The sequence below is a fragment of the Natrinema sp. CRL1 genome (assembly GCF_059162405.1).
Genome location: NZ_JBLVOY010000026.1, coordinates 1 through 457 on the forward strand (window position 1 = coordinate 1; position 457 = coordinate 457).

The following is a 457-nucleotide window of genomic DNA, read 5'->3' on the forward strand; positions in this document are numbered from 1 at the left end:
TCGCCCCGGCCCACCCTAACTCGTGGCACAGTGTGCCACGCGGTGCACGTTCGATCGACCCATTGAGTGGCCGATCGGGCACCTTTGAACTACCAAGGCTAACGTGATACGCTGTGTCCGTCCCTCGTGGGCGGACGTGGGCCCATAGCTCAGTGGTAGAGTGCCTCCTTTGCAAGGAGGATGCCCAGGGTTCGAATCCCTGTGGGTCCATGGCTCGGATTAGATCGAATCGTGCCCCTTAAGTGGGGCAGACGACTTCGATCTAATCCGACGAAAACTGATGCACCACTCCGCGTAAGTGCGAGTGGGAAGGGTTAATGCAGGCCGGCTGTCTACCGGCGTGCAGATGAGACCGTGTGTACGTGTAGTCCAGGCGTCCACTGGACCCGTTCCCGGGTCACGATGTTGCGACTTTGTCGCAACGCCGATCCGATGAACGTGGCTACTGTGCCAGCTG

Annotated in this window: 1 tRNA gene; it reads left to right on the forward strand. The window is 59.7% G+C overall.

The features are described 5' to 3' along the window. Positions 1 to 138 precede the first annotated feature (138 nt). A tRNA-Ala gene (locus tag ACJYUO_RS21870) sits at positions 139 to 210 on the forward strand. The last annotated feature ends 247 nt before the right edge of the window (positions 211 to 457 follow it).